At 41.1% G+C, this 10,116-nt stretch carries 7 protein-coding genes; 5 read left to right on the top strand and 2 right to left on the bottom strand.

Translation table 11 applies throughout. The annotated features are described in order from the left end of the window. Nucleotides 1–33: 33 nt before the first annotated feature. On the bottom strand, nt 34–2,292 hold the full coding sequence (glgP, locus tag HT715_RS09850; RefSeq protein ID WP_172922935.1) for a glycogen/starch/alpha-glucan family phosphorylase: 2,259 nt from the start codon (nt 2,290–2,292) through the stop codon (nt 34–36). 25 nt (nt 2,293–2,317) lie between these two features. Next, nucleotides 2,318–3,835, bottom strand: a complete 1,518-nt coding sequence (gene malQ / locus HT715_RS09845) for a 4-alpha-glucanotransferase (protein WP_000747298.1) — start codon at nt 3,833–3,835, stop codon at nt 2,318–2,320. Between the two features lie 660 nt (nt 3,836–4,495). Between malQ and HT715_RS09840 the strand changes: the two genes are divergently transcribed. The 5 genes from HT715_RS09840 to HT715_RS09820 all read left to right on the top strand — a co-directional run bounded on the left by HT715_RS09840 (nt 4,496) and on the right by HT715_RS09820 (nt 10,070). Next, nucleotides 4,496–5,767 (top strand): extracellular solute-binding protein, encoded by a 1,272-nt coding sequence (locus HT715_RS09840; protein ID WP_000095469.1) that lies wholly within the window; start codon nt 4,496–4,498, stop codon nt 5,765–5,767. A 111-nt stretch (nt 5,768–5,878) separates the two neighbouring features. Next, a complete protein-coding gene (locus HT715_RS09835) occupies nt 5,879–7,171 on the top strand; it encodes a sugar ABC transporter permease (protein ID WP_000414964.1) in 1,293 nt (430 codons plus the stop codon). Nucleotide 7,172: 1 nt separating this feature from the next. Then, nucleotides 7,173–8,015 (top strand): sugar ABC transporter permease, encoded by an 843-nt coding sequence (locus HT715_RS09830; protein ID WP_001065638.1) that lies wholly within the window; start codon nt 7,173–7,175, stop codon nt 8,013–8,015. A gap of 258 nt (nt 8,016–8,273) precedes the next feature. After that, nucleotides 8,274–9,074, top strand: coding sequence for a DUF1189 domain-containing protein (locus HT715_RS09825; RefSeq protein ID WP_000938253.1), 801 nt, complete (start codon nt 8,274–8,276; stop codon nt 9,072–9,074). A 9-nt stretch (nt 9,075–9,083) separates the two neighbouring features. Next, on the top strand, nt 9,084–10,070 hold the full coding sequence (locus HT715_RS09820) for a LacI family DNA-binding transcriptional regulator (RefSeq protein ID WP_001145437.1): 987 nt from the start codon (nt 9,084–9,086) through the stop codon (nt 10,068–10,070). The last annotated feature ends 46 nt before the right edge of the window (nt 10,071–10,116 follow it).

Below are 10,116 nucleotides of genomic sequence, written 5' to 3'. Positions count from 1 at the left end.
GCTGACATGGTTTGAAGAGATTTTCGAAGAGTATTAGTTCAAGTGCCAGATATCTTCGTTATACTGAGCGATTGTACGGTCAGATGAGAAGAATCCTGCTTTAGAAATGTTAACGATAACTTTATCCAACCATGCGTCACGGTCTTCGTAGTCAGCAAGCATTTGCTCTTTGACTTTGATATAGTCTTCCAAGTCAAGAAGAGTCATGAACCAGTCTTTGTTGATCAATTCATTGTAAAGACGTTCCAAGCGCTCTTTGTTTCCAGCTGCAAGAACTGCATCGCTAACGATGAAGTCAACCAATGGTTTGATAGCTTTACGAGCGTAGAATTCGCTTGATTTGTAAGCTGCTTTTGCGTAAAGGTCGATAACAGTTTCTGAATCTTCACCAAAGATGTAGATGTTTTCGTCGCCAACCAACTCAGCGATTTCCACGTTAGCTCCGTCCATAGTACCAAGAGTCAAAGCTCCGTTCAACATGAATTTCATGTTACCAGTACCTGAAGCTTCTTTAGAAGCAAGTGAGATTTGTTCTGAGATATCACATGCTGGGATAAGGAAGCTTGCTGCAGTAACGTTGTAGTTTTCAACCATAACTACTTGCAAGTGTGGAGCTACTGCTGGATCGTTAGCAATCACTTCTGACATGCAAAGGATCAAGTGGATAATGTCTTGAGCGATTGTGTAGGCTGGAGCTGCTTTACCACCAAAGAAGATTGTAATTGGGCGAGCAGGGATGTTACCAGCTTTGATGTCAAGATATTTGTGGATTACGTACAAAGCGTTCATTTGTTGTCGTTTGTACTCGTGAAGACGTTTGATTTGGATATCAAAGATAGAGTTTGGATTGATTTCCACACCTTGGTGTTCTTTCAAGTGACGAGCCAATTTACGTTTGTTGTGAGCCTTGATGCTTTCCAATTTTTCTTTGACAGCTGCTTTGTCTTCATAAGACAAGAGTTTTTCAAGCTCATCTGCTTCATGGTGCCAACCATCTCCAAGAATCTCATCCAAGTAGTGAGACAATCTTGGGTTAGCATGCATAAGCCAACGACGGAAAGTGATACCGTTTGTTTTGTTGTTGAATTTTTCTGGGTAAAGGTCGTAGAAGGCTTTCAACTCAGAATTTTTCAAGATTTCAGTGTGAAGTGCTGCAACCCCGTTAACGCTGTATCCGTAGTGGATATCCATATGAGCCATGTGAACACGTCCGCTCTCATCGATGATTTGAACAGCTGGATCTTTGTATTCTGCTTTCACGCGACGGTCCAATTCTTCGATGATTGGTACCAAGTGAGGAACCACTTCTTGCAAGAATTCAAGAGGCCATTTTTCAAGCGCTTCAGCAAGGATTGTGTGGTTAGTGTAGGCAGTCATGCTACGAACGATTGAGATTGCTTCGTCAAGCTCGATACCACGTGCAGTCAAAAGACGGAGCAATTCAGGGATCACCATTGATGGGTGAGTATCGTTGATTTGTACAACGGCATAATCAGCAAGGTCATGCAAGTTGCTTCCTTTTTCGATTGCTTCGTCGATGATCAATTGCGCACCGTTTGAAACCATGAAGTATTGTTGGAAGATACGGAGCAATTCACCTTGACGGTCACTATCATCTGGGTAAAGGAAGAGAGTCAAGTTGCGAGCGATATCTGTCTTGTCAAAGTCGATACCATCTTTAATAATAGAAGAATCAACTGAATCCAAGTCAAACAAACGCAAGCGGTTCTTCGTTTCTGTCTTGTAACCAGGAACATCAATATCATAAAGAGTTGATGTCAAAGTAAAGTCTGCAAATGGTACTTGGTAGCTACGGCTTGAGCGAACCAACCAGTTTTGCTCTGTCAACCATGCGTTTGGAATTGTTTCTTGTTGGTTGTTTTTAAGAACTTGTTGGAAAAGACCAAAGTGGTAGTTCAGACCAACACCGTCACCATTCAAACCAAGAGTCGCAATTGAGTCGATAAAGCAGGCAGCCAAACGTCCCAAACCACCATTACCAAGAGATGGTTCCAATTCAACTTCTTCAACTTCGATCAAGTCTTTACCTGCAGCTGCAAGTTCTTTTTTGACATCGTCGTAAAGACCAAGGTTAATCAAGTTGTTTGACAAGAGTTTACCAATCAAGAACTCAGCTGAGATGTAGTAAACTTTTTTCTTACCAGTGTTAACTGGTTTTTGGCTACTTGCAAGCTTGCTGTAGTTAAGAAGAGCAAGGTAAAGCTCTTCATTGCTACATTCTGCAATGGTTTTATTGTAACGATTTTGTACAAATTCTTGTAGTGATAACATGTTTAAGATGTCTCCTGATATTGTATTATTTCTTTAATTCTACCAAATTTTCATTTATTCGGCGATAGATTGTTGTTAAGTCAAGCAAACCTTCCTCAACAGCTGGTGTCAATTGCTCTTCAGTCATACGCCAAGACCAGTTTCCACCAAGGGTAGATGGGAAGTTCATACGAGCCGCCTCATCCAATTCTAGCAAATCTTGCATAGTTGCAATTGCCATGAAGCTAACTGATGAAAAGACTGTACGAAGCATAGCATGTGGAACTGTTTCGTATTCTTTACGGTTCGTGTAACGAGCCATGTACTCACGAGTCGCATCATCAATCTCGTTACGGTACCAACCAAGAACCGTATTGTTATCGTGTGTTCCTGTGTACATAACTGAGTTAGCAGGTGCCAAGTGTGGGCTATCAATGCTTTCGTCTTCTGGGTTGAAGGCAAATTGAAGAATCTTCATTCCTGGGAAGCCAGTACGTTCACGCAACTCAATAACTTCATCTGTCATGAAGCCAAGGTCTTCTGCGATGATGTTTAGCTCACCAAGTTCTTCCTTAACGGCTGCAAAAAGCTTGTAGCCAGGACCTTTCACCCACTCACCAGGTGCTGCTGTATCAGAACCAGCAGGGATTTCCCAGTAAGATTCGAAACCACGGAAGTGGTCAATACGAACGATGTCGTAGATTTTGAAGCTTTCACGCAAGCGTTCAATCCACCATTTGTAACCGTCTTTATCCATTGCTTCCCAGTCATAGATTGGGTTACCCCAAAGCTGACCAGTTGCAGAAAACTCATCTGGCGGGCATCCTGCGATGCAAGTTGCTTTACCGTTGACATCTGTCTTGAAGAGATGTGGATTTGCCCACATATCGCTTGAATCTTCTGCTACGTAGATTGGCATGTCCCCAACGATTTCGATGTGGTTGTCGTTAGCGTAAGCTTTCAATTTCAACCATTGTTGGAAGAAGAAATATTGAGTCACACGGTGGTAAACCAACTTGTCTGCCAATTGCTCACGGTAGCTTTCAAGTGATGAAGCTTTACGAGCACGAGCATCTGCATCTGGCCATTCTGTCCAAGCAAGATTGTCAAAATGCTCTTTGATAGCCATATACTCAGCAAAGAGCTCAAGCCATGATTGGTTATCTTGAGCAAATTTCTCAAAATCTTTAACATCTCCGACTTCAAAGAAACGTTTCACAGCTTTTTCTAAAAGAGGACGACGTGCATAGTAGATTTTAGCATAGTCAACTTCAGACGCATCGCTACCAAAGTCAACTCCTTCAAGGTCACTGGCTTCCAACAAACCTTGCTCCATCAAGATATCTAAATCGATAAAATGAGTGTTTCCTGCGAAGGCTGAGAAAGATTGGTAAGGAGAATCCCCGTAACTAGTTGTTCCTAATGGAAGGATTTGCCAGTAACGTTGTTTTGTACGAACCAAGAAATCAACGAAGTCGTAAGCACTTTGACCAAATGATCCGATTCCGTAAGCTCCTGGAAGAGAAGAGATGTGCATCAACACACCACTTTGACGTTTTTTCATAATAGCACCTCATGTGTTAAAATTAATGGAACGTTGCGTATTTTTGCAGACGCAAACGTTTGCGCTACTTATAAGTATACTCCTTTTCAAGCATAATTGCAAGCGTTTTTAAAAAACTTTTTTGATTATTTTTAAGGAGATTAACCCATTTTAGCAAAGATAACTTATACTCAATGAAAATCAAAGAGCAAACTAGGAAACTAGCCGCAGGCTGTACTTGAGTACGGCAAGGCGACGTTAACGCGGTTTGAATTTGATTTTCGAAGAGTATTAAAACTATCTAATCCTAAAATTTGACTCTCACAGAATCCGTCTACAAACTGCAAATCCTCCCCTAGAAAACTTGAATTTAGATGCAAGGAGGCACAAAGGTCTATAGAAAATAGATAGGAATTAGAAACAGGGAGGTAGCCCCTCCTGATTTCCTTCTTTAGATAGATTACATCTATTTTTTATTAAAAATACTGTATTCTTATCTATTTCACACTTTTCTTCTATTAAAAAGCAAAATCATGCTATCAAATCAAGCTTAAAAATTTTTTAAAATTTTTGTCAAAAACACTTGCAACCGTTTTCTATTTGTGCTATACTAAGGTCATAAAGGAAAACGTTTGCGTTTCCTTATCAATAAAACTTGTTATTCTTTAGGAGGAATACACTATGTCATCTAAATTCATGAAGAGCGCTGCGGTGCTTGGAACTGCTACACTTGCTAGCTTGCTCTTGGTAGCTTGCGGAAGCAAAACTGCTGATAAGCCTGCTGAGTCTGGTTCATCTGAAGCGAAAGAAATCACTCTTTACGTTGAGGACCAATACAAAGCTTATGCTGAAACAGTTGCTAAAGCTTATAAAGAGCAATCAGGCACAACAGTTAACATCAAATCTGGTGACCAACTTGGTGGGCTTGACAAACTTTCTCTTGACAACCAATCTGGTCAAGCTGCTGACGTTATGATGGCTCCATACGACCGTGTGGGTAGCCTTGGTTCTGACGGACAACTTTCAGAAGTGAAATTGAGCGATGGTGCTAAAACAGAAGATACAACTAAATCTCTTGTAACCGCTGCTGACGGTAAAGTTTACGGTGCTCCTGCCGTTATCGAGTCACTTGTTATGTACTACAACAAAGACTTGGTAAAAGACGCTCCCAAAACATTTGCTGACTTGGAAAACCTTGCTAAAGATAGCAAATATGCCTTCGCTGGAGAAGATGGAAAAACTTCTGCCTTCCTAGCTGACTGGACAAACTTCTACTATGCATACGGACTTCTTGCTGGTAACGGCGCTTACGTATTCGGACAAAACGGTAAAGACCCTAAAGACATCGGTCTTGCAAACGACGGTTCTATCGCAGGTATCAACTACGCTAAATCTTGGTACGAAAAATGGCCTAAAGGTATGCAAGATGGTACAGCTGCTGGAAACCTAATCCAAACTCAATTCCAAGAAGGTAAAACAGCTGCTATCATTGATGGGCCTTGGAAAGCTCAAGCCCTCAAAGATGCTAAAGTAAACTACGGTGTTGCGACTATCCCAACTCTTCCAAATGGAAAAGAATATGCTGCATTCGGTGGTGGTAAAGCTTGGATCATTCCTTCAAGTACTAAGAACCTTGAAGGCGCACAGAAATTTGTAGACTTCCTTGTTTCAACTGAACAACAAAAAGCTTTCTACGATGCAACTAACGAAATCCCAGCTAATACTGAAGCTCGTTCATACGCTGAAGGTAAAAACGATGAGTTGACAACAGCTGTTATCAAACAATTCAAGAACGCTCAACCAATTCCAAACATCTCTCAAATGTCTGCAGTTTGGGAACCAGCTGCTAACATGCTCTTTGATACTGTAAGTGGTCAAAAAGATGCTAAAACAGCTGCTAACGACGCTGTAACATTGATCAAAGAAACAATCAAACAAAAATTTGGTGAATAAAAAATTTGTTCAAGGGGGGTGGAATTCAAATCCCCCTTTGAATTTATCAATAGAGACACAAATAATTTAGCTTTCTTATAAAAAAAGTAGTATCCTATGAAAGGAGTTATTATGGAAAAGCAACAACCTAGTAAAGCAGCCCTGCTGTCTATCATTCCTGGGTTAGGACAGATTTACAATAAACAAAAAGCCAAAGGTTTTATCTTCCTTGGTGTAACCATCGTATTTGTCCTTTATTTCCTAGCACTTGCAGCACCTGAATTGAGCAATCTCATCACTCTTGGTGACAAGCCCGGTCGTGATAATTCCCTCTTTATGCTGATTCGTGGTGCCTTCCATTTAATCTTTGTAGTCGTTTATGTACTCTTTTATTTCTCAAATATCAAAGATGCATATACGATTGCAAAACGCATTAACAATGGAATTCCAGTTCCACGTACCCTCAAAGACATGATCAAAGGGATTTATGAAAATGGTTTCCCTTATCTCTTGATTATTCCATCTTATGTTGCCATGACCTTCGCGATTATCTTCCCAGTTATCGTAACCTTGATGATCGCCTTTACCAACTATGACTTCCAACACTTACCACCAAACAAATTGTTGGACTGGGTTGGTTTGACAAACTTTAGTAATATCTGGAGTTTGAGTACCTTCCGTTCTGCCTTTGGTTCTGTTCTTTCTTGGACCATCATCTGGGCTTTGGCAGCCTCAACTTTACAGATTGTGATTGGTATCTTCACAGCTATCATTGCTAACCAACCATTTATCAAAGGAAAACGTATCTTTGGTGTTATTTTCCTTCTTCCTTGGGCTGTCCCAGCCTTCATCACTATCTTGACATTCTCAAACATGTTTAACGATAGTGTCGGAGCTATCAACACCCAAGTATTGCCAATCTTGGCTAAATTCCTTCCTTTCCTTGATGGCGCTCTTATTCCCTGGAAAACAGACCCAACTTGGACTAAGATTGCCTTGATTATGATGCAAGGTTGGCTTGGATTCCCATACATCTACGTTCTGACCTTGGGTATCTTGCAATCTATTCCTAACGACCTTTACGAAGCAGCTTATATTGACGGTGCCAATGCTTGGCAAAAATTCCGCAACATCACTTTCCCAATGATCTTGGCTGTTGCGGCACCTACTTTGATTAGCCAATACACCTTCAACTTTAACAACTTCTCTATCATGTACCTCTTCAACGCTGGAGGACCTGGTAGTGTCGGTGGTGGAGCTGGTTCAACCGATATCTTGATTTCATGGATTTACCGTTTGACAACAGGTACATCTCCTCAATACTCAATGGCGGCAGCTGTCACCTTGATTATCTCTATCATTGTCATCTCAATCTCTATGATCGCATTCAAGAAACTACACGCATTTGATATGGAGGACGTCTAAGATGAATAACTCAATTAAACTCAAACGTAGACTGACTCAAAGCCTTACATACCTTTACCTGATTGGTCTATCAATTGTCATTATCTATCCACTTTTGATTACCATTATGTCAGCCTTCAAGACTGGTAACGTAGTAGCCTTTAAACTAGACAGCAACGTCGACTTTAGTTTTGCTAACTTCCAAGGCCTCTTCACTGAAACCTTGTACGGTACTTGGTACCTCAACACCTTGATCATTGCCTTGATTACCATGGCTGTTCAAACAAGTATCATCGTACTTGCTGGTTATGCCTACAGCCGTTACAACTTCTTGGCTCGTAAACAAAGTTTGGTCTTCTTCTTGATCATCCAAATGGTGCCAACTATGGCCGCTTTGACAGCCTTCTTCGTTATGGCGCTTATGTTGAACGCCCTTAACCACAGCTGGTTCCTCATCTTCCTCTACGTTGGTGGTGGTATCCCGATGAATACTTGGCTCATGAAAGGCTACTTCGATACAGTGCCAATGTCTTTAGACGAATCTGCAAAACTAGACGGTGCAGGACACTTCCGCCGCTTCTGGCAAATTGTTCTTCCACTTGTTCGCCCAATGGTTGCCGTACAAGCTCTCTGGGCCTTCATGGGACCTTTCGGGGACTACATCCTCTCTAGTTTCTTGCTTCGTGAGAAAGAATACTTTACTGTTGCCGTAGGTCTCCAAACCTTCGTTAACAATGCGAAAAACATGAAGATTGCCTACTTCTCAGCAGGTGCTATCCTCATCGCCCTTCCAATCTGTATTCTCTTCTTCTTCCTACAAAAGAACTTTGTTTCAGGACTTACAAGTGGTGGCGACAAGGGATAATTTATCCCCGCCACCCTTTTTCATTTTATACTCTTCGAAAATCTCTTCAAACCACGTCAGCTTCCATCTGCAACCTCAAAGTTGTGCTTTGAGCAACCTGCGACTAGCTTCCTAGTTTGTACTTTGATTTTCATTGACTATTAGCTATTGTCACTGTAAATAATATCCTTACAACAAGCAATTTTTCTCCTAGACTTGAAATAAAGCGAATTTAACTATATAATACTCATATAGAAAACACCTTTTAGAAAGATACCCATGCTTCCATATCCATTTTCCTATTTTTCAAGTATTTGGGGATTTCGTAAGCCCCTGTCCAAACGTTTCGGGCTCAACTGGTTTCAACTACTCTTTACCAGTATCTTCCTTATCAGCTTGTCTATGGTACCCATTGCCATCCAAAACAGCTCCCAGGAGACCTATCCGCTAGAAACTTTTATCGATAATGTCTATGAACCTCTGACAGATGAGGTTGTCCAGGATCTCTCTGAACATGCTACAATTGTCGATGGCAACTTAACTTATACAGGAACTGCCAATCAAGCCCCTTCTCTTGTGATTGGTCCAAGCCAAAGCAAGGAATTACCTAAAGACTTGCAACTGCATTTCGATACAAATGAGCTAGTCATCAGCAAGGAAAGCAAGGAACTGACCCGCATCTCTTACCGAGCCATTCAGACTGAGAGTTTCAAAATCAAAGACAGCTTGACCCAAGCAATTTCTAAAGACTGGTACCAGCAGAATCGTGTCTATATCAGTCTCTTCCTAGTTCTCGGTGCCAGCTTCCTCTTTGGTTTGAATTTCTTTATCGTCTCTCTAGGAGCTAGTCTTCTCCTTTATATCACTAAGAAATCACGCCTCTTTTCATTTAGGACCTTTAAAGAGTGCTACCATTTTATCTTGAACTGTTTAGGATTGCCGACTCTGATTACACTTATTTTGGGATTATTTGGCCAAAATATGACAACCCTGATTACTGTACAAAATATTCTTTTTGTTCTGTATCTGGTCACTATCTTTTATAAAACACATTTCCGTGATCCAAATTACCATAAATAGGAGATTTTTATGCCCGTTACGATTAAAGACGTGGCCAAGGCTGCTGGTGTTTCGCCTTCAACCGTAACCCGTGTTATTCAAAATAAATCAACCATTAGCGACGAAACAAAAAAACGCGTTCGCAAGGCTATGAAGGAGCTCAATTACCACCCCAACCTCAACGCTCGTAGCTTGGTAAGCAGCTACACTCAGGTGATTGGTTTGGTTCTTCCTGATGACTCAGACGCCTTCTACCAGAATCCTTTCTTTCCATCGGTTCTACGTGGCATCTCTCAAGTCGCATCTGAAAACCACTATGCCATTCAGATAGCAACAGGAAAAGATGAAAAGGAGCGTCTCAACGCTATTTCACAAATGGTCTATGGCAAGCGTGTAGATGGGCTAATCTTTCTCTATGCCCAAGAAGAAGATCCCCTCGTCAAACTCGTAGCAGAAGAACAGTTCCCCTTCCTTATTTTAGGTAAATCTCTATCTCCTTTCATCCCACTTGTCGACAACGACAATGTTCAAGCTGGTTTTGATGCGACTGAATATTTCATCAAAAAAGGCTGCAAATGCATTGCCTTTATCGGAGGAAGTAAAAAGCTCTTCGTGACCAAAGACCGTTTAACAGGCTATGAACAGGCGCTTAAGCATTACAAACTGATCACTGACAACAATCGCATCTACTTTGCCGACGAGTTTCTGGAAGAAAAGGGCTATAAATTTAGCAAGCGATTATTCAAGCACGATCCACAAATTGATGCTATCATCACAACCGATAGCCTCCTAGCTGAAGGTGTTTGTAACTATATTGCCAAACACCAGCTGAATGTCCCTGTTCTCAGCTTTGACTCGGTTAATCCCAAGCTCAACTTGGCAGCCTATGTCGATATCAATAGCCTAGAACTTGGTCAAACATCATTTGAAACGATTCTTCAGATTATCAACGATGCTAAAAGCAATAAACAAATTTGTTACCGCCAGTTGATTGCCCATAAAATTATAGAAAAATAAGAGACTGGGCAAAAAGTTGTTAAAAGCAAAAACGCATACTATCAGG

It is taken from the genome of Streptococcus sp. 4155, from assembly GCF_013276695.1.
Classification (GTDB): Bacteria; Bacillota; Bacilli; order Lactobacillales; family Streptococcaceae; genus Streptococcus; species Streptococcus pseudopneumoniae.
The sequence above is the reverse complement of the archived record's forward strand: the minus strand, read 5'-3'. Positions and strand labels throughout refer to the sequence as shown.